At 63.1% G+C, this 21,294-nt stretch carries 12 protein-coding genes; 11 read left to right on the top strand and 1 reads right to left on the bottom strand.

Annotation, left to right across the window (positions count from 1 at the left end; genetic code table 11):
• The 5 genes from NP4_RS41875 to NP4_RS37745 all read left to right on the top strand — a co-directional run.
• Positions 1–1,031 (top strand): ATP-binding protein (locus NP4_RS41875; protein WP_068008851.1); only part of this gene is annotated, 1,031 nt, incomplete at its 5' end.
• Positions 1,031–1,441 carry a roadblock/LC7 domain-containing protein gene (locus tag NP4_RS37760; RefSeq protein ID WP_082876581.1) on the top strand — a complete coding sequence of 137 codons (411 nt, stop codon included), beginning with the start codon at positions 1,031–1,033 and terminating at the stop codon, positions 1,439–1,441. The genes NP4_RS41875 and NP4_RS37760, both read left to right, overlap by 1 nt.
• Positions 1,442–1,449: 8 nt before the next feature.
• The gene (locus NP4_RS37755) at positions 1,450–1,797 is read left to right on the top strand and encodes a DUF742 domain-containing protein (RefSeq protein WP_068008848.1); all 348 of its coding nucleotides are present in this window, start codon (positions 1,450–1,452) and stop codon (positions 1,795–1,797) included.
• A gap of 37 nt (positions 1,798–1,834) precedes the next feature.
• Positions 1,835–2,398: a GTP-binding protein gene (locus NP4_RS37750; RefSeq protein ID WP_245998759.1), complete on the top strand. Its 564-nt coding sequence runs from the start codon at positions 1,835–1,837 to the stop codon at positions 2,396–2,398.
• Positions 2,399–2,800: 402 nt separating this feature from the next.
• Positions 2,801–3,652 (top strand): alkaline phosphatase family protein, encoded by an 852-nt coding sequence (locus NP4_RS37745; RefSeq protein ID WP_068008842.1) that lies wholly within the window; start codon positions 2,801–2,803, stop codon positions 3,650–3,652.
• Between the two features lie 641 nt (positions 3,653–4,293).
• On the opposite strand, the gene NP4_RS37740 is transcribed toward NP4_RS37745, so the two are convergent.
• Positions 4,294–4,662: a hypothetical protein gene (locus tag NP4_RS37740; RefSeq protein ID WP_068008840.1), complete on the bottom strand. Its 369-nt coding sequence runs from the start codon at positions 4,660–4,662 to the stop codon at positions 4,294–4,296.
• Between the two features lie 1,574 nt (positions 4,663–6,236).
• Here NP4_RS37740 and drmD point away from each other — a divergent pair.
• The 6 genes from drmD (at position 6,237) to NP4_RS37705 (ending at position 21,156) form a co-directional block, all read left to right on the top strand.
• A complete protein-coding gene (gene drmD / locus NP4_RS37730) occupies positions 6,237–9,338 on the top strand; it encodes a DISARM system SNF2-like helicase DrmD (protein ID WP_211335994.1) in 3,102 nt (1,033 codons plus the stop codon).
• A gap of 180 nt (positions 9,339–9,518) precedes the next feature.
• A complete protein-coding gene (locus NP4_RS37725) occupies positions 9,519–13,373 on the top strand; it encodes an Eco57I restriction-modification methylase domain-containing protein (protein WP_147288120.1) in 3,855 nt (1,284 codons plus the stop codon).
• Positions 13,354–16,947: a DISARM system helicase DrmA gene (gene drmA / locus NP4_RS37720; protein WP_068008825.1), complete on the top strand. Its 3,594-nt coding sequence runs from the start codon at positions 13,354–13,356 to the stop codon at positions 16,945–16,947. Before NP4_RS37725 ends, drmA begins: the two co-directional genes overlap by 20 nt.
• Positions 16,944–18,791, top strand: coding sequence for an MrfA Zn-binding domain-containing protein (gene drmB / locus NP4_RS37715; RefSeq protein ID WP_068008822.1), 1,848 nt, complete (start codon positions 16,944–16,946; stop codon positions 18,789–18,791). Before drmA ends, drmB begins: the two co-directional genes overlap by 4 nt.
• Positions 18,731–19,513, top strand: a complete 783-nt coding sequence (gene drmC, locus NP4_RS42240; RefSeq protein ID WP_082876577.1) for a DISARM system phospholipase D-like protein DrmC — start codon at positions 18,731–18,733, stop codon at positions 19,511–19,513. Before drmB ends, drmC begins: the two co-directional genes overlap by 61 nt.
• 398 nt (positions 19,514–19,911) lie before the next feature.
• The gene (locus NP4_RS37705) at positions 19,912–21,156 is read left to right on the top strand and encodes a tyrosine-type recombinase/integrase (protein ID WP_068008816.1); all 1,245 of its coding nucleotides are present in this window, start codon (positions 19,912–19,914) and stop codon (positions 21,154–21,156) included.
• The last annotated feature ends 138 nt before the right edge of the window (positions 21,157–21,294 follow it).

Below are 21,294 nucleotides of genomic sequence, written 5' to 3'. Positions count from 1 at the left end.
CCGCGGCGGCGGCGCGCGAGGCGGTCGAGAAGGCGTCGCGCGACGCCACCGCCGCCGCCGTCCGTGCCTTCGGAACCTCGGTGGTCAGTCTCGGCGCCGATGTCAGCCAGGTGGTCAGCGCCGCCCTGCGGCGGCACCACAGTGACGAGATCTACGAAACGCTGGTCCGAATAGACCACAGCGTGCAGCAGATGATCCGTCAGGCCCAGTCGTACGTGATCGTCTGCGGCGGACTGCCTGGACGGCGATGGCCGCAGCAGAACTTGACCGACGTCGTGGCCGGAGCCGTCGGCCGCGTCCGCGACTTCACCCGGGTCCGATTGCATCAGCTCGACCGCGTCGTCATCAGCCGCGGTGTCGAACCACTGGTCCATACCCTGGCCACACTGCTGGACAACGCATTGCGCTACTCGCCGCCGACTTCCTTTGTCGACCTCACCTTCCAGGAGGGGCACCACGGCGTCACCGTGATCGTCGACGATGCGGGGGTGCGCATGAATGCCGAACAGACGGAGGAAGCCCGCGAGATTCTCGCGGGCGAGCGGATTGTCGACATCCATCAACTCGGACCCGCTCCCCGCGTCGGATTCCCAGGTGTGGCGGCTCTCGCCCGACGCTACGGCTTCACCGTCTACATCGATGGCCCCAACGCCTACGGGGGCATGCGCGCCATGGTCTACGTACCACAGGCATTGTTCGTCGAACCCAGCACCGCGCCGCCCACCGAGGCGCAAACGATTGCCGGACAAGCGGTTCGCGAGCCGTCCCCGACGTCCGGGCGACACGCGGAACCGACGCCACAACCCACCGCCCCACTCGCCGTCGAGTCCTCCGGCAACTCCGCTGCGGAGGCCGGAACCACGCCCGGCGGGCTACGGCGCCGACAGCGACGCGCCATGACAACCTTCACCCCGGTGAACGGGCCGCGCGCCGAGGACGAACCTGCCCGAAACGATATCGCCACCGCCTGGCAGAAAGGGACGCAGAGCGGTCGCGCAGCAGCTTCGAATACCGAGGGGATGACATCCTGATGAGCACACCGATGGCCATGACCGACGACCCCACCAACAAATTGGCGTGGATGCTCGTGGACCTCATCGTTCCGGGCGTCCGGTTCGCTGTCCTGTTGTCCGACGACGGTTTGCGTATCGCGCATACGGGCGACATCTCGATCGCCGACGCCGAGCGCTTCGCCGCCGGCGCTTCCGGACTACGGTCATTGGGCAAGGCTCTCGCGGAATTCTGCGGCGCCGCAAAGTCGCTGCGGCAGAATATGACCGAGTACGACAACGGCATGGTGTTCATCACCGCTGCCGGCCAGGGCGCACTGCTCGGCATCTCGACCACGGCCGATGTCGATATCAGTCTGATCGCGCACCGGATGAACGAGCTCGCCGCACGGGTCGGCCGAGAGCTCGCCAGCCTCCCCCGCCAGGGGTAACGCAGACCATGCGGCACGGACGCGATCCCGACCTGGTTCGGGCATATGTGCGCACGGGCGGCCGCTCCCGAGCCGTCCGCAATCTGGATCTGGTGACACTGGTGCGCGCGGCCAAGGATCCGGAGCCGGGGGCGAGCGCCGATGTCCGCCGCGTCCTGGGTGTATGCAGTCGGCGCGGGGCTCTATCGATCGCCGAGATCGCCGCCTATCTCGACCTGCCGCCCTCGGTGGTCAAGATCATCGCATCCGACCTTCTCGACAGCGGTCAGCTCGTCAATCCCGTCCCGGTGGCCGTACAGCCGGACATCGCTCTACTCGAGGAGGTACTGCATGGGCTCCGCGCTCTCACCGTCTGAGCGCCCGCCCCGCCGATCCGACCGCACTGTCGACGATATGGCCGACGCCGCCATACGGTCGGTAAAACTCTTGGTGGCCGGCAATTTCGGTGTCGGCAAGACCACCTTCGTGAACAGCGTGTCCGAGATCCAGCCGCTGTCCACCGAGGAGATCATCACCGAGGCCAGTGTGGGAGTCGACGACATGGCGAGCGTGCCCGACAAGGTGACCACCACCGTCGCCATGGACTTCGGCCGCATCACGCTCAACTCCGCACTGACGCTGTACCTTTTCGGAACTCCCGGACAGCGACGATTCGTCTCGATGTGGGAGGAATTGGCACACGGGGCCCTGGGCGCCCTGGTTCTGATCGACACCCGCCATATCGAAGAGGCCGACGAGGTCCTCACCGCCCTCGAAGAACGCGGCGTGCCCTATTCGGTGGCGATCAACGAATTCGCCGGGGGCCCACACTATCCTCTGCACGAGGTCCGGCACGCCCTCGACCTCACCGCGGATACCCCCCTCACAGCGCTCGACGCCCGCGAGCGACGTAGTTGCGTCCGATCGCTGATCACCCTCGCGGAGTATCTGTTCACCCGCCTGGAACCACACCAGTAGCCGGACGAGTCGCTGTGCCATCGATCGAAAGGCCTTGAACGCCAAGATCTTTCATTAGCGGTAGACCGGTGCGACAATCGCGCCGGCCTGCCGCTTTTCTGTTTACGCCCAGCGGAAAATCGGCGAAAGATCGAGGTCGGCGGATTCGGGGCAATACCAGAATCTGCCGTTGTTCGCGCGACAGAATCATGGGACCAATCAATTTCGCGACTATTTATTCATGTGTCCAGTTGATCAACTGACCGATTATCGTTTTCCCAGGAATCGGTTTCCGCGTTTGCTTGTTCACCTCACTCACATCCGATGTCCTCGAGATCTTGGGACGAATGTTACTGATGATTTCTTAATATTGCCCTCCCCTGGCAGAGGTCAGGGTCAGGTTATCCACCTTCAGGAGGATTCGTGTTCAGGAAGCGCATTGCGCCCGTGTTCATGGCGGCCGCAGCTTTCGTCGGCATGGCAATGTCCACCGTCGTCACCTCGTCCACCGCGCAGGCGGCGGCGAGCGTTCCGGTCTTCGATCACATCGTGCTGGTGATGTTCGAGAACCACTCCTATTCGCAAATAAACGGTAGTCCGAACGCCCCCTATTTCAACAGCTTGGCCGGGCAAGGCGCGAAGTTCACCCAATCCTTCGCGGTCACCCACCCGAGCGAGCCCAACTACCTGGCGATGTTCTCCGGGTCGACCCAGGGCATCACCGACGACAGTTGCCCGCATACGTTCAGCGGCAACAACATTGCCAACCAGCTGATAACCGCGGGCAAGACCTACAAGAGCTACTCGGAGAGCATGCCCTCCGACGGCTACACCGGCTGCAGCAGCGGCGAGTACGCGCGCAAGCACAACGCCGCGCCGTTCTTCAGCAATGTGCCGTCGACCAGCAACCTGATGTACACGGATTTCCCGAACTCGTCGAACTACGCGAGCCTGCCGACGGTCGCGTACGTGGCGCCCAACCTGTGCAACGACATGCACGACTGCTCGATCAAGACCGGTGACACCTGGCTGAAGAACAACATGGATGCGTACGCGCAGTGGGCCAAGACGCACAACAGCCTGCTCATCGTCACCTTCGACGAGGACAACGGCAGTTCGTCCAATCAGATCTTCACCACGTTCGTCGGCGCGCACACCCAGGTCGGCACCTTTTCCAACCACATCAATCACTACAACGTACTGAGCACCATCGAGAGCTCCAACGGGCTGTCCCACCTGAATCCCGCCGCCGAGATCACCAACGTCTGGAACTGACTGTCCGCAGCTGTCCGCGACTGATCGGTAGTTGGTAATCACCACGCTCGCGGGCATGCCGTCGGCATGCCCGCGAGTGGCTCGCGCGAGGCTCTCCCAAAGGAAATAATTTTGATGCAATCATCGAAAAGCAGTAATCATCTCAGCGGAAAACCCGATGACGCCATTGCCGGTCCGCGCGCCGGGTTTCTCACCCTCCGCCCGCGCTTGCCGCAGTTGTCGGCCCGCGATGTGCGCCGGCACCTGCCCTATGCCGCAGCTGCCGCCGCGCTGATCGCACTCGTCATCGCGACCGGGATGGCAGTGGGTTCGAAGCGAAATGAGAAGTGGGGCAATGTTGTGGCGGCCTCGGGAATCTCCGAGGTGTCGAGCACTGCGGACGCCCAGATCGGTGCGATCGACAATGTCGCCGGTATATCGGACACCCCGAATGATGGGCCGGTTTCGGATAACGCTACAACTGCGGACACCCTCGGCGGCGGACAGGACATAACGACCGGCACACCCGGTGAGTCGCCCGAGGCCACCACGAGCGGTTCGGCCACGACAACCACGGACCCGACCGCGACGCCCGATCTGTCCGTCAGTTTGAGTGCGAGCGCGAGTTTCTCGGTGCAGGCCGCCCCTCCATCGGACCCGGGTCAGCCCGCACAGCTCGGCGTGAGCCCCCGCCCGGATCCTCTCGCCACAACCAGCGCCCCGGTGATCGTCACCTCCTCCGGCACCGACGCCACCGCCTCGACGAGCCCCCCGCCCACCGAGACGACGCCGAGCGGTACGCCGACAGCCCCGACAAGCACGACGTCCATCGATGGAACGTCGACATCGACCAGCGCCTTGACGGCAACACCCTCCGTCAAGACAACAACCACCCCGCCCCGGCGCACCCCGACGACGACCCCAATCACCAAGCCGCCCGAACGGAAGCCGATGCCGCCCCCGTCCCGGCCGACAATTGCGCACCCACCGACCGCGACGCCGTATCGCTCGACAACGCCAACCACTCCCATGCCACCGCATCGTTGAACCGGTCCCGGCGATTCGACTCGACGCATGTACCTGTGCGCGCCCAGAGGTGACCCGACCACCACCCTCTCGCCAAACAGATCGACACCCGCCTACTCACCGACCCGCAACGCGCTTATCCCGGCGGCAACACGGTTCGCCTCTCGAATCCCTATGTGTGTCAACGCATTTCGTCGGTCTCCTGCATAGAGAACAGGACCTTACGCGAAGCATCGAGTACATGCCGGCAGACGCTCGAGACAAGTCCCGAAAGGTTGCTGAGCAAGCCAACCTCTCCGCCGACAACCCACATGGACGTCACCACCAGCCAGCCAGGGTTCTGCGGGCTACCGCGGATGGGCGACCTGGAACTGCGCAGGGCGATTGAGAAGTCCGATACCACGCTGCTGCGATCCGGATCCGATCGGGGCGAATTTGGCACAAAAATGGCCAGGGCTCTAAAGCCCTGGCCAGCGGGTGGGCCTGGCTGGGCGGTAGGGGAAACGGGGTGAACTGCGAAGACTCGAAGCTGCCCACGCCAAAATCAACCCTGAGCCGGCTCGCGCGCACCGCGACGGACGCGAGCAGCGGTTACGTGCGGCCACACCTCGCACGCCACGCAGACTCGGACGGCGGCTCGCCACCACCGCAGTTGAACAGCTGATCCACGACTACCGCAACGGCACCTCCATGGCACAGCTCGCTACCAACTATGCGGTGTCCAAAACCGCGGTCCTCACACTGTTGGCCAAACACGGTATACAGCGCCGGCACCAGTCGATGACGTCGGCTGATGTGGACCACGTCGAACGCCTCTACCTAGCCGGGCACTCGCTGGCCACCTGCAGCAGATTGACAGGCTTCCCCGCCAGCAGCATCAGGGACGCCCTACATAAGCGCGGCACACCGATGCGTCCTGCAGGTGGCCACCGCTACACCCCTCGACAGACTTATGGCACCGGCGTGTCGACACGCCCTGACAAGGATGGGGTTCATTGACATGGCTACCAAGCAGCAATTGGCTGATAGGTCAGTGCAAGCAAGATCAATCCGGCCTTCTGCCGGAACTGATTCGACGTTGCCAACCACCGACCAAGGCTGCAGATCCCCCGCCGAGCCGAAGATCGATCCGTACGGTTCCAGCTGGAATTCGTCGACGGTAGCTGGTTACGAACCCGACGGGCGACCGCCGTATAGTGCGATTCCGTCCAAACGCACTCAATCTCAGCGCAATCATCACTGCCTTGACCATGAACAGATAAGATCGAAAGTAGCTAGAGAACACTTGGCACACCTTCGCGACCATCTCGACACTCGCGAATTTCCGTTCGGGCGAGGAACATTCATCTAGTGACCGCTGTTGCGGCACCGGTGGATCTCAACGTCGCTGTCGGCTACTTCGTCGAAATCTGCGACGCGTACTGGCTGGTGACGTCATGCAAGGCATCTCCGATATTGCGGCGCTCGGCGACTTGATCAAAGGTCGGTTCGAGCCTCATCGCACAGTGCGCTGGAATCGACGGCCCCAGGCGGCATACAGATCAAGTCGCCGAAACCGACTGCCCTGTCGGGAGCTATCGTGACCATCGCAGTCGAGGAGCCAGAACTCGGTCAGTTGGTCCGCGTACGCGGGCAGCAATGGGTTGTGTCGGATGTCAATCTCAGCAAGCAGCCGATCGACGAGCTTTCGCCAGCCGAACTGCCCGGCCGCATGCTGGTTTCGCTGAACAGTGTCAGCGATGAGGATCTCGGCCGTGAACTGACGGTGGTGTGGGAGGTCGAGCCTGGGCGCGAAATCCTCCCTGCCACTAAACTTCCCGCTGTCATGGTCGGCGGATTCGACGATCCACAGTATTTGGGCGCGTTCCTCGACGCGGTCCGCTGGGGAACCGTCGCCAGCGCGGACACTCGGACATTGCAAGCACCTTTCAGATCGGGTATCAGCATCGAGACCTACCAACTGGCGCCGGTAGCGCGAGCATTGACGATGCCGAGAGTTAACCTCCTGATAGCTGATGACGTAGGACTCGGAAAAACCATAGAAGCCGGGCTGGTGGCTCAAGAGTTGCTGTTGCGCCATCGGGCCAGGCGGATGATGGTGGTATGCCCGGCCTCCCTGACCGGCAAATGGAAAGTGGAGATGGCCGAGAAGTTCGGGCTCGGCTTCACTGTCGTCGACGCGAATGCCCTGCGTGAACTGCGACGGTCTCATGGTCTGCTCGCAAATCCCTTTGCAGTATTTCCACGAACGATCATCAGCCTGCAATGGCTGCGCACACCGCGGGTTCAACGACTGCTCGACGAAGTCCTCACCGACCAGACCCACCACCCGGAGTTCGTCGACCTGTTGATCGTCGACGAAGCGCATCATTGCGCTCCCCCCGCGCCCAGACACACAACAGGATATGCCGTCGACAGCCTCCAGACTCGCGCTGTCCGCAGGCTCGGTGAATACAGCCAGCACCGACTGTTCCTCTCTGCGACACCGCACAACGGCTACCGCGAGTCCTGGGAAGCATTGTTGGAGATGCTCGACCCCCAGCGGTTCACACGGGGGGTCGAGCCCGATCCAAAAGTGTTGAGCCAGGTGATGATCCGCAGACTGAAGGACGATCTGCTCGACAATGAAGGCCACCCGCTGTTCCACGGCCGCAAGACCCAGGCGATCGAGATCGACTACTCGCCCTCCGAACGCAGGGGCCACGAACTGTTGGAGCGATATCTGAGTGCACGGCGAGCAAAGGTCGCCCCAAACCGGGTACGGGCCAGCGACCTGGTAGCGCTGCTGCTGAAGAAGCGACTGTTCTCCTCGCCGCCAGCATTCGCCCGGACGCTGCAAGCGCACCGGCAGACGCTCGAACACGGAGCAACGGTAACCGACGAGTTGCCCGACTACCTCGAAGACACCATGGGCTGGGACGACGGTCTCGTCGATGACGAGTCGAGCGCCCAGGCCGAGATGGAATTTCTCCTTGCCGTCGGCGACGGCGCACCGGTCGATGAGCAGTTGGATGCGCTACTCGGAGCCCTGACGAAGTGGACAGAACTCAACACCGCGCCAGCAGACAGCAAGGCGCTGGGACTCCTGAAGGAATTGCGGGCAGTCCTCGATACGGATCAACGAGTGATTGTGTTCAGCGAATACGTGGATACCCAGCGGTGGCTCGCCGAAATCCTCGAAGCGAGTGGCCTCGGCGGAACTCGGCTCGGCTTGCTTTTCGGTGGTATGGACGAACACAAGCGCGAACATTTGAAAGCCGCATTCCAAGCACCCCCGGATCGGCATCCGATCCGAATCCTGCTGGCCACTGACGCGGCAAGCGAGGGCATCGACCTCCAACTCCACTGTCATCGTGTCATCCACTACGACATCCCGTTCAACCCGAATCGACTCGAGCAGCGGATCGGCCGCGTGGACCGACACGGCCAATCACACCAAGTGCTGGTCAGCCACTTCGTCAGCGCCGGCTGGCGACACGCGGCCCCCCACTCCTACGACGATGATCTCGAATTTCTCAGCCGTGTCGCTACCAAGGTCGCGGTCGAGCGCGAGGATCTCGGCAACGTCAACCAAGTGCTCGCCGAAGCCGTCGAATCCCGGATGCTCGGTCGCCCGGTCTTCGTCGATCCGACGACCGTGAAGGCACATGCCAGCACCCGACTGCTGCGCGCCGAGCGCGATCTTCGAGATCAAATCGCCGGTCTGCGTACGCAACTCGATCGGAGCGTTGCCGACCTTCACGTGCGGCCCGCCAATGTCCGACGCGTCGTCGACACAGCTCTCGCGCTTGCACAGCAGCCCGCTCTGCATGACCGAGCACGCGGCATCATCGAGCCGCCGATGCTTCGCAGCGGCTGGGAACGCACACTCGAGGGCCTCGACGACCCGCTCACCGGGGAGCCCAGACCCCTCACATTCGACGCAGGTCTCGCCGGCCCGGACATCGTTTACGCTCACCTCGAACACCCACTGGTCGCTCACTCGACAAGCCTGCTCCGGAGCGCGATCTGGGGAGACGCGTCGAACCTGCACCGGGTTGCCGCGGTGCGTGCGATCTTGCCGACCGAAGCGAAGATCGAGGACTTGGCCGTCGTGGTGTTCGCACGCCTCGTGCTCGTGGGCAGCGACGGAGTGCGGTTACACGAGGAGATCATGCTGACCGGCAGGGCCCTGCCACGAACCGGGCGCGGTAGACGGCTGGAACTCGAGCAGCCACGCTACGCCCGGCTGCGTGCCGCGATCGAGAACGCCCTGGAACCCGACCAATGTCGACTGGTTTCACACCACACTTGCGATCGAGTGGTCACCGAGTGGCCGGGGCTGGAACCGCGACTCGCCGACGATGTTCAGGCTCGCGCGAGAGAACGCCTGTCGAGCCTCAAACGGGCGCTCGACAATCGACAAGCCGACGAACTCGACCGAACCCGCACCTTGTTCAGCCAACTCCGGCAAACGTTGCAGAGAGCTGTGAACAGCGATGGCAGCGTGCAACTGAGCTTCGACGACCTCGAAGTATCGGAGCGAGGCCAGATGATTCGCGATAGACAGGCATGGCAAACCCGCCTGGAGGGACTCGACGAGGAACTGGCCCACGAACTTTCGGCCGTGTCCGCGCGGTACGCAAACGTGCGAAGACTCGTGTTCCCGTTCGCCGTGGCCGTGGTCGTGCCGGACGGATGAAAGCTGGTGAACGCGCGGGGTGGCAAGAATCGTGCAAGCAGGTCCCACTCATGGTTGGAACTGCTACAAACGTCTGGGCCGTTCCTGACGTTGCCGGTACTCGAGCGCGTGTTCGGCGACTCCGTGCCCGCACTGCCGACGCCTATTCGGGCGCGTATTCGAGTCGCCGCGGAAACGATGATGCGTACCGACGGCGACACTCGACGCGAATTCATCGATGACGTACTCGATGACGTCTTCGACTGGGGCGATCGACACGCCGATAGGTTGCCCGAGTCGATGACGGCACAGGTGGCTGAGCACAACCAGTTGGTGCGGGCCGACTTTGCGTTCCACGTAGCGAGGGACGCCACGGATTCGGAATACCGACTGCTCGGCATGATCGCACCGTGGGGTGCGCATCCATTGTCTCGCAAGACAATCGGCTCGTGGACCGCCTCCCCGGCGGAGCGGCTCGCTGTTGTCCTCAGGACCCGCGACATCCCGGTCGGACTGGTCACCGACGGTCGATGGTGGGCCATTGTCTGGGCACCTCGTGGCGGCACTATGGGTGCCGCCGTCTGGGACGCAAGCGTTTTCAGCGAGGAGCCCGACAGTCTCGCCGCACTTGCCGCACTGCTGGAGCGCCGACGCTTCCTGGGTGTGGCCGATCACGACCGTCTGCCCGAACTGCTGGTGGAGAGTTCGCTACGGCAGGAGGACCTCACCGATCAACTCGGCGTCCAGGTGCGCGACGCGGTCGAGCTGCTGCTCGGGACTCTGGATCGACTCGACTCCGACTCCGGCGGTCGGCTGCTCGCCGACGTCGACGACGACGAGCTGTACTCCGGCGTTGTCACCATGATGATGCGCATCGTCTTCATCCTCTTCGCCGAAGAACGCCGTCTACTCCCCAGCGACAACGATCTGTACAACGCCGGATACAGCATCGGCACGCTGGAGGCCGAGCTGAGCGAGCATGCGGCGCTGCACGGGGAACAGACCCTGGAACATCGGACCGGTGCCTGGCACCGCCTGCTGGCCACGTCACGAGCCGTACACAACGGGATCGCGCACGAGGACGTTCGGCTACCCGCCTACGGCGGCAGCCTATTCGATCCGGATGCGCATCCCTGGCTCGAAGGACGCCGGGCGGGCCAATCGCTCGCCACTTCACGACCGCCCGCGATCGATGACCGGACTGTCCGGCGCATGCTCCGCGCCGTGCAATACGTGGAACTGGGTACCGGAAAGCACAGGGAGTCCCGGCGCCTCACATTCCGATCGCTCGGCGTCGAGCAGATCGGCTACGTCTACGAAGGTTTGCTGGAGCTCGAGGTGCGCACGGCGACCGAAGTCATCGCGCATTTGGAGCGTCCGGCAGATTGGCCGCGCCCCAAAAACGCCTGTGAGGTCGGCATTACCGAAGTAGGCGGATGGATCGACATGGGGCAATCCACCGTGGTGCAGCAGGTGAAGAAGCGTACCGGGTGGGCCGAGAGCAAGATCGAGACTCGGCTGCGACAGACGGTCGATGATGACGTGCTGACGAAACGCCTTGGCGCACACCATCCAGCTCTGCCGATCGTTCGATCGATTGCGCCGGTTCTGCGACGCGACCAACGTGGATCCCCCGTACTCACCATGCCCGATCGGCGCTATGTCGCGCCCAGCGCACGCCGAGTGTCGACCGGCACTCATTACACACCACCGCAGTTGGCCGAGCGGATTGTGGTGGGCGCGTTGGAACCGCTTGTCTATCGGCCCGGCCCGCTGGAAACCGCCGACCGAGCACGTTGGGTGCTCCGGCCGAGTAGCGACATCCGTGATCTCCGTGTCGCCGATATCGCGATGGGCTCGGGGGCATTCCTTGTCGCGGCATGCCGCTACCTGGCAGACCGTCTACTCGAGGCGCGCTGCACCGAAGGTGAAGGAGACGCCCTACGGGAGAAGCGACGGTTGACAACAGGTCTCGCGGACGCCGAGGTCTCCCTGGCATTGCTGGCCGCGCGGCGCGAGATCGCTGAACGCTGTCTCTTCGGCGTGGATATCAATCCGCTCGCGGTCGAGATGGCGAAGCTGTCGCTGTGGCTGGTCACCATGGATCCGCAGCGCCCCTTCGGCTTTCTCGACGACAGACTGGTCGTCGGCGACAGCCTCCTCGGCGTGGTCAGCACCGAGCAACTGGAGACCCTGCACATCGACCCTGTGGCCGGTCACCGGCTGCACGAAACCGGATTCGACTATGCCGATGCCTGGCGCGCGCCGATGACCGCCGCGGCGGATCTTCGGCGGAAGATCACCGCGCATGATGTGTCCAGCCTCCGCGATGTCGAGTTCAAGCACCACTTACTCATACAAGCTCAGCAGGCCACCTCGGATCTCGAGGCGGTCGCCGACTACCTGACCGGCATCGGGTTGGCGAATGCGGCTGCCGCAGTGAAGAAGTCCGATGAGGCGTTCATCGCTGCGGGGATCGAGATCGGCAATCGGCTGGACTCCGGTATCGACGATCTTCGTAGGGAAGCCGATGCGAAGATCCAGGCCGGACGGCCCCGCGGCCTCTCCCACCGCGTACTCCTGCACTGGCCGTTGACATTTCCGGAAGTGCTGGCAGACAACCGGGATCCCGGCTTCGATGCGATCGTGGGCAATCCGCCATTCCTGGGCGGACAGAAGCTCACCGGCACGTTCGGGAAGGACTATGCCGCGTGGATGCAATGCTACGACGGTGGGGGCCTGAAAGGTAGCGCGGATCTGGCGGCGCGATTCGTGCTTCGTGCGCAACGGCTTCTGAACTCGCACGGCCAGCTCGGGTTCATCGGCACGAACACACTCGTTCAAGGAGACACGCTGGAAGTGGGTCTCGCACAAGCCGTTCGGCGTGGCTTCACTATCCGGATGGGTCTGAACAGCCACAAATGGCCGTCGAAAAGCGCGAACCTGGAGATCGTTGAGGTGTGGGCCAGCGCATGGCCGGTCGGCAAAGACGGAGAACGAATACTTGACCATAACTTGGTAGCTCAGATTGGTGCGGATTTGCAGCCGGGCAGTCGAGTGAGCGGACCAAAGTACCGACTCAGTGAGAATGCCGATCTGGCATTCCAGGGTTCCAATGTGTTAGGCCTCGGATTCACCCTGAGTCCGGATGAGGCGGCCGCCCTCATCGAACATGACCCACGCAACGCAGACGCATTGGCGCCGTATGTAACTGGGCATGATCTCAACCAGCGACCCGACCACTCCGCCAGCAGGTGGGTCATCAACTTCCGCAACTGGTCGTTGGATCGCGCCGAGACGTATCCGGATCTGATCGATATCGTGCGGACGAAGGTGAAGCCTGAGCGGGACAACAATAATCGTGAGAACTATCGTGCGAATTGGTGGCGATACGGCGAAAATCGACCCGGCTTGTACACAGCAATCGCTGACCTCGATCATGTACTGGCCATTGCAAGGGTTTCCAGCTCCGTGAGCCCGGTCCGGGTCCCAGTCGGTCCCGTGTACTCAGAAAAGTGTGTCGTATTCGCAACTAGCTCCTTCAGCCTGCTGGCGTTTCTGGCGTCGTCAGCTCACTCCAGCTGGGTCGTCCGTTACACATCGACCATACGAACGGATATCAACTACTCCCCATCGGATGTCTTCCTCACCCTTCCCCGCCCTGATCCATCGCCGCTGCTACACGAACTCGGTCAACGCCTTGATGACTCGCGGCGCGAGTTGATGCTAAGACGCAGCTGGGGCCTGACCACGACCTACAACCACGTACATGACCCATCAGACCGTGACCCGGCGATCGTGAACCTCCGCAACATCCACTCCGCCATCGACTACGCCGTCCTCAACGCCTACGGCTGGTCCGATCTGAAGCCTGAAATCGGCCACCACCAAACATCACTCGGTATCCGCTGGACATTCGGTCCCACAGCGCGATCCGAATTGCTGGACCGGCTATTGGAGGAGAATCAGCGTCGTCACGCATTGGAGTGCGACGCGAGTCCGAAGTTGTGTCAAGGCGTAAACACCTGGGGGACAGATGGTCAACGAGCCGGATAACCACGACGGCAAGACATCGGTCGATGTCCGCGACGAACTCGAAGATCGCCTGGAGCGCGACCTGCACGGGCCATGGGATGGCCCCGAAGAGGAACTCCTTCCAGGAGTACTGCCCGCAGAGCGATACCTCCTGGGACGCCTGGTGCCCTTCGAACCCGCACCCACTCTGCCACGGGATGACGTCGACGAACCCGCCGTGGAACCCTCAGGGCACGGCGACCCATCGGCGACCGACATGAGCGAACCGTGCACAGGCGATCTCGACGACAATGAGACCCCACCCGAAGCAGTGGTCCGGTCGGGCAGCCGCGCAGCCTCGTCGATGGGTATGTCCTTTTCGGTACCGCGCAATGTGGACACGGTCACTGTGACGGCCAGCTGGGGTCGATACAATCGCGTGGCTTCAGAGATCCATCAGACCGAACAAGGCAGACCACGCCGCGTATGGAAGCGCGAACCATGCGGTGGTTCCATCGATATCGACGTCAGCACGGTCGGCGACGAATCCGGCAGCCCCGACCCCCGATTCGATCAGGTCGTGCTCAAATGGACGATCCGGCATCGGGGACAGCGCCGCATCATTGATATCGCACTGGTCAACACTCAGCACATACCGGACAGCGCAATAGATTCCGCCAGGCTGTACCAGGTATCTCTCACAGCCACCGCGCCCGACGGCCACACTCCGATATTCCTCGGCCACAACGACCCGGATCTCCCCGAGAACACCGCCGATCAGTTCGACGACGAGCGCCGCGCGCTCGAGCTGCAGTACCGAGAACGCCGCGAATACGCACTCGGTCGACAATGCGCCGTCACTGCCGACGTCGATGACGGGGAGCCCCGCGCCCGGCGACTGACCACGACCTGTTTCCCGAAAGCGGAAGTCCCGCTGGTGGTTCCGGGCGCCGCCGATGCGATGCCGGGGCTCATCCTCGACATGGCCCGGCTCGGCAGCCCGGACCTGGCACGAGACGACCTCATCCGGGCGCTCAGACCGCTGGTCCGCGGCTATCGAACATGGCTCGATGACCAAGAACGACGGCTCGGCGATCCCGAGATCTCCCGCTACGCACCCGCTGGCGAGAACGCCATCGCCGCAGCTCGATTGGTAAGCGACCGTCTCGAGCGGGCCATCGAGCTACTCGCCCACGACGGCCTTGCCCGTGAAGCATTTCGATTCGCCAACCAGGCCATGGCGCTGCAACGAGTCCGCGGCGAGGTCTCCCGACGCAGGGCGGTGGAACCGGACTTGGAACTCGATGCGCTGCTTCGCGAATACGAGATTCCGCAACAACGCAGCTGGCGGCCGTTCCAGCTGGCCTTCGTATTGCTTTGTCTGCCGGGTCTGACCGATCCCACTCATCAGGATGCATACCGTGGGCAGGACGACGGACAGGTGCAGCTGCTGTTCTTCCCCACCGGCGGTGGAAAGACCGAGGCATATCTCGGGCTGACGGCCTACACACTGGCTATCCGGCGTTTGCAGGGTGTCGTCGGTTCGGGTGCCGAGGCGCGAGACGGGACCGATGGTGTCGCCGTCCTGATGCGGTATACCCTGCGCCTGCTGACGGCGCAACAGTTTCAGCGGGCCGCCGCCCTTATCTGCGCTTGCGAGTGGCTGCGTCGAGAGCGCATCGCCGGCGGCGACAGCCGCTGGAGCACGACGCCTTTCCGACTCGGGCTCTGGGTCGGACTTTCCGTGACACCCAACACCTTCGAAAGCGCGAAGGCCGAAATCGAAGACAAGAAAGGGTATGACGCCGAAGTCGGCGGTGTACTGCAACTGGTGGCATGTCCGTGGTGCGGATTGCAGCTGTCCCCCGGCCGTGACATGAGCGCCGACGATCGGCGGCGGCGCATCCTCGTCTACTGCCCGGATCCCGAAGGCGGATGTCCGTTCAGCCGTCGCGAGTCCCCGGACGAAGGGCTGCCCGTACTCACGGTCGATGAAGAGGTGTATCGGCTGACGCCGGCGCTGGTGATCGGGACAGTGGACAAGTTCGCACAACTGCCGTGGCGCGCGGCGACCGCGACGCTGTTCGGCCTGGTGGACGCCCGATGCGCTCGGCACGGTTGGCAGAACCCCGACTTCGCCGGCTTCTGCAAATCCAAACACCCTGCTGTGGGCGATTATCCCGCTGTCGGCCCCGTGCCCGCCATGCGGTTACGCCCGCCGGACCTCGTGATCCAAGACGAGTTGCATCTGATCAGCGACGCGTTGGGTTCGATGGTCGGGTTGTACGAGACGGTCATCGACGACCTGTGCAGCCGACCATACGCGGGAATGCGAATTCGGCCTGTTCTGGTCGCCTCGACGGCAACGGTCCGTCGCGCCGCCGACCAGGCCGAGCAGGTTTTCGCCCGCGGATTGACGATCTTTCCTCCTCAGGTCCTCGACGCGGGAGAGACATATTTCTCGACGACTACCACGCCGTCGCCCGAGAATCCGGCGCGCCGATACCGTGGGATCTGCGCTCCGGGCGAGAGTCTCAAGGCCGTGGAGATCCGGGTCATGTCCGCGGTGCTGGAGCATGGCCAGTATCTGTACGACAAGTACCGCGAGCCGGCCGACCCGTATATGACTGTGGCGGACTACTTTACGTCCACTCGGGAATTGGCGGGTATGCATCGACTCGTCGACGACGACGTTGCGGAACGGCTCGTCAGCCTCAAGGTCATCACCCGTCGACGTCGCCCGGCACAACAGGAGCTAACCAGTCGAATGCCCAGTGCGCGAATCACAAGCACATTGTCGGCGTTGGACCGGTCGTTCGACTATCGTTTCGATTCCACCGACGCCCTCGACAGGCTCCGAGCCGACAAATCCCTCGCGGCCAAGTTCAAGGACTGGATTCGGCCGATCGATGTGCTGCTGGCAACCAGCATGCTGCAAGTGGGCGTTGACGTTCCACGGCTGGGCCTGATGCTGGTAACCGGACAGCCGAAGAACACCGCCGAATACATCCAGGCGACTTCGCGTGTCGGGCGTGACAGAGTCAGGCCCGGACTCGTGCTCACCATCCTGCAATGGTCGCGACCACGCGACCTCGGGCATTTCGAGACCTTCGTCTACGGGCACCAGACGTTCGGTGCCCGGGTCGAGGGAGTGACCACCACACCGTTCAGCGACCGCGCTCTGGATCGAGCGTTGGCGGCCGTCGTCGTCTCCGCAGTCCGGCACTCGAGTATCTCGGCCCTGTCGAATGATGCGGCACATAGTGTTCCACTCGACGGACCCATCGCGACCGCACTGATCGAGTTGCTGGAGGCGCGTGCCGAGAAGGTCACCCATAGTAAGTGGACTACCGAAGAGGTCGGTAGGAGGACCCGCAGCCTGTTGGACAAGTGGGCGAAAAGGCGAAAGGAACTACCAGCAGGCATCCTCGGATACACGCAGGCTCCTGATGTCGCGGCCCTGCTGGTTGAGCCGGGAACCGGCAGGTGGGAAAGCTTCACCTCACCCACCAGCATGCGGGAAATCGAAAACGCCGTCCTGCTACAGCTGCAAGCGGTCGACATCAGCGTGATGGATGCTCCCGCTTGGGAATACGCCCCCGGAGCACAGCCATGAGGAAGCCCATCGCCCGGCAGGCGAGCACCCCTTCACGGATCGGCAATATTCGGCCCAGTCATCTGGTGACGACCGCCGGCATCGGGGCGGTGGTCGACTTACCCTCGATGAGCGTCGTGGTACGCGGCACCGACTCCTGGAGTGCGATCTGGCAGGAAGCCCTCCACGAACCACGTCTACTCGACGAAGTCCGTCATGTTCTCGGCGACCAGGTGCAAGCACTGAAGACCGCGCCCTGGGATCCTCTCGCCGACGACGACCCGTGGACGCGCATCGGCGTACCCGTCGCCCCCTTTCCGGGGTGGGTTCGCTGCCCCGCCTGTTTCCGCCTCGGCCCGCTGCATGGATCGGGACAGTTCGAAGTCGTCCACCGCTGGGGCCGCAGACCCGACCTCGCCAAAATCGTCCATTCCGGATGCGCCAAACAGGGAAATCGCCCGAATTCGAAGAAACGTGCCTGTGTTCCGGCGCGATTCCTCGTGGCGTGCGCGGACGGTCATCTGGATGACTTCCCGTACCGTGAGTTCGTCCACGCGCACAGCACCAAAGGTCCTTGCGCCATCACGAATCTCCATATGCGTGACTCCGCGAGCACGCTGCAACCGATCGTCACCATCACGTGCGAGTGCGGTGCCAGCGCCAACATTCAGCTGGCCTCGGGGCAAGCCGGCTCGGCGAACCTGCCGACCTGCCGCGGCCGTCATCCGCACCTCCAGACCTTCGAAACCTGTGGAAACCCGCTGCGGATGATCGTCCTCGGAGCGAGCAATCTGTGGTTCAGCGTGACAGCCAGCGCCCTCCACCTTCCACAGGCAGGCGGCATCGAGGAGATCGTTGCCGCGCAATGGAGTTTGGTCGGCAAAATACCGAAGGAAATCCTCTCGCAGATCGTCGACGGGATGGATGAGCTGCGATCGCTACGCGACGTCCCGATCGACCAGCTGTGGCAGGTGGTCGAAACCCGACGGGCACTCGGCGATTCCGCCTCGAACGGGGAGACAGATCTGCTCGACGCCGAATGGAAGCTGCTATCGCGGCCGACGACAGAGAAGCAAGACGAAGACTTCCGCGCGGTTCCTAATACCGAAGTCCCGCAAGGATATTCCGGCCTCCTCGATCAGGTCGTCCGGGTCTCCCGACTGCGGGAGATTCAAGCGCTGATCGGATTCACCAGGTTGCAGGCCCCAGAACACCGGGACCTACGACCGAGGAATCTGGTGAGGCTCCGCAACGGACCTGCGAAATGGGTGCCCGCCGTGGAGAAACGAGGGGAAGGCATCTTCCTCGAACTCGACGAACCACGCCTCAGACAATGGGAGTCGCGGGCCGAGGACCATCCACGCATCGCCGCACTTCGTGCCGCCTACCACGCCTGGAGGGCTTCGCTCGGGGAGCCGCCGATACCGACTCCGCCTATCGCCAGAAAGGTCCTGCTGCACACATTGAGCCACCTTCTGATCCGGCAAGTCTCGCTCGAATGTGGCTACTCCTCGGCGAGCATCCGAGAGCGCCTCTACCTCGGACGGCTGAGCGCTCCGACGGCAGGTCTCCTCCTTTCGACCGCGGCGAGCGACAGTGAGGGCACCCTCGGAGGCCTGGTCTCTGTCGGCGAAACGAAGAATCTCAAACGCTTGCTGGACGGCGCCATGCGTGAAGCGTTGCGTTGCTCATCGGATCCCTTGTGCAGCGAACACGTCCCCACTCCGGAATCCCCGGCACTACATCTCGCCGCATGCCACGCCTGTCTTTTCGTTTCCGAGACCAGCTGTGAGATGAACAATCGATGGCTGGACCGAGGTGTGCTCGTGGACCTGAGCAAAGACGGCTTGGTATTCCCGCTGTGACTCCCGACGATCTGCACGCGCTGGTCGACATCGCGACAAGCTTGCCTTCGACGGAGGTCGAGAGAATCGCGGACGCCACGTGCAGCGGATCCGACGCGCTGCGATCACTCCGCCGACGGTCCGCAGGATTGCTCCGCGAAGCCTGCACCGTGGTCTTGTCGACGCTGAGCAGAGCGGACCACGCGGAAGTTGGCGGCGTACTACGAGGTGCGTGCCATGCCAACAACGGCCGAGGTGCTGCCGACATTGTGTGGACTGGCCCGGATGTCCCAGGAAGTGTGTCGCGCCTTACTTCCAGTGCAGTGGCCGACCTGGTGGACGAAGCCCGGAACGAAATCCTCCTGATCAGCTACGCGATGCACACCGAGCCTGGTCTGGCCGCGGCATTGGAACGGGCAGCCGACCGCAGGGTCTACATCCAGCTGCTATTCGAGCGCTCGATGGACAACCCAGGCTTTGTCCCGACCGCCATCCCGTTCCCGGGCCTTGCGGCACACCGACTGTGCTGGCCTGCCCAGAACCGCCCGCCAGGCGCGTCGATGCACGCAAAAGCACTTGTCATCGACCGCAAGACTGCCCTGGTTGGGAGTGCGAACATCACCAGCACAGCGATGCTGCGCAATATCGAGCTAGGAATCTTGTTACGTGACGAGTCCGCAGCCGGGAATATCGTTGAATCCATCGAAGACCTACTGGCGCAAGGGATTCTGAGAACGTGCTGAACGCACCGAACCGTCGCACCGCCGACCAGCAACCGTCTCCGAGCCCTCCGGCGCCCCCACTGGACAGTCACCGGCACCAGCTCCGCATGACCCGCCACCGCGAGTACGCGGCGAGTAATTACCCATAAGCAGCCTGACCTCGCACCACCGCGGCCGACTGTTTCGAATAAGCCCCAAAACATCAAAGCCACAGGCCTTTGACCTGCAGCTTTGATGGAGTGGTCCCAGCTGGTTTCGAACCAGCGACATCGGTATCTTGAGACTATGCACCAAGCAGTCGAAATATGACCTCTACCAGCTGATTCCGTAGCCTGATACAGTCGCAGACTTAAGCAGGTTTACGCACGAATCAGCCACGCTATTGCACGTATATTGCACGCCGATCCAGCGGAGGTTGTATGCCATCGACGTCGAAGAAACCCAAGACACGCGCCCCTCGCCGCGCTTTCGGCCGGATCCGGAAACTGCCGTCCGGCCGCATCCAGGCGGCCTACATCGGACCAGATCTGGCCCTGCACAAGGCTCCTCACACGTTCGACACCAAGGACCGGGCCGAAGGCTGGATCGCGGACGAACGCAGACTCGTCGATCTGGGCATCTGGACCTCCCCCGCCGACCGAGCCGCCGAGGCTGCCGAAGCCGAGAAGAGCGATCAGATCCTCTTCGGCGACTACGCCGAACGAGTCATCGCGACGCGAGTATCTCGCCGGGGTAAGCCGTTGGCACGCCGCACCGTCGACTCGTACAACTACCTCCTGCGCGAACATCTCAACCCGACGTTCGAGACAACGGCGGTCGACGAGATCACCTACGAGATGGTTCGCGACTGGTACAGCTCCGTAGCCCGCATACGACCCAAGGGACGAAAATCCAAGAGCGACAAGGACGATGCTGAAATCCCCACCGCCCGCGCCCGCGCCTACGAAGTCCTCCGCATGGTGCTCAACGTCGCGGTAGACGACGACCTCATCGACAAGAACCCATGCCGGATCAAGGGCGCGACCGCAGTACAGCCCGCCCACGACGCGACCGTATTGCTACCCGCCGAAATCGAGGCCCTCGCCGCGGCAATGCCGGACGAGCTCGCCGCCTCCGTCCTCCTCGCGGCATGGTGCGGCCTTCGTCCCTCTGAGACCTTCGAGCTACGCCGCCGGAACCTCAACGCCGACTGCTCCGTACTGACCGTGGCGTTCGCCGCGACCTACCGAGAGCAGAAGATCGTCATCGACCGACCGAAAGCCGGCTCGACCGGAGACGTCGTAATCCCCGACCACATCCGCCCAGCGATCCGAAACCACCTCGCAAGTTACGTCGATCCATCGCCGGACGCCCTCCTGTTTCCCGACCCAGACACCGGCAAGACCATGCGAGAGTGGATCTACCGCAGAACCTTCAACAAGGCGTGCACCGCCATCGGCCGCCCAGACTTCCGCCCCGGCGAACAACGACACACCGGCGGCACAGTCGCAGCACAAGCCGGCGGCACACTGCCCGAAGTCATGGAACGCCTCCGCCACAAAACACCCCAAGCGGCCATGCGCTACCAGAAGATCGCCGCAGGGCGCGCACAGACCTTGGCAGAGAACATCTCCAAGCTAGCGAAAGCCGCCGACACAAAAAGCGCAGATGACGGCAAACACTGAGACTGAAGAACTCGTACGCCAGCAATGGAGCCTCAACCGAAGCAGCTTTTACCCCACAGCTATCCGATAGCAATCCGCTACCTAGGGCAAGATCCGGCAGTCAGTGTCCGGGGAGGGACACGCGGTAAGCATACCGAT

The sequence above is a fragment of the Nocardia pseudobrasiliensis NBRC 108224 genome (assembly GCF_001613105.1).
In the GTDB taxonomy this organism is placed as follows: Bacteria; Actinomycetota; Actinomycetes; order Mycobacteriales; family Mycobacteriaceae; genus Nocardia; species Nocardia pseudobrasiliensis.
The sequence above is the reverse complement of the archived record's forward strand: the minus strand, read 5'-3'. Positions and strand labels throughout refer to the sequence as shown.